The sequence below is a fragment of the Clostridium sp. CMCC3677 genome (genome assembly GCF_023845585.1).
In the GTDB taxonomy this organism is placed as follows: domain Bacteria; phylum Bacillota; class Clostridia; order Clostridiales; family Clostridiaceae; genus Clostridium; species Clostridium aquiflavi.
In genome coordinates this window covers 1-232 of record NZ_JAMQHS010000099.1, presented here as the reverse complement: position 1 = coordinate 232, position 232 = coordinate 1, and the positions used below count along the sequence as shown (strand labels likewise).

Below are 232 nucleotides of genomic sequence, written 5' to 3'. Positions count from 1 at the left end.
GCCAATTATTTTTGCATCATCGGCAAATGATAATATGAACTTAATTATGGCTATAAATATGGGGGCTGATGACTTTATAGCTAAGCCTTTCGATTTAAATGTTATAGTTGCAAAAGTACAGGCTTTGATTAGAAGAACTTATTCATTTCAAGGACAAACTAATATTTTAGAAAGTAATGGAGCTGTACTTAATTTAGGTGATACAACGCTTATTTATAATAATAAAAAATTA

Annotated in this window: 1 protein-coding gene; it reads left to right on the top strand. The window is 28.4% G+C overall.

What is annotated here, in order from left to right:
* Positions 1–232 (top strand): response regulator (locus NG901_RS16870; RefSeq protein ID WP_502800143.1); only part of this gene is annotated, 232 nt, incomplete at both ends.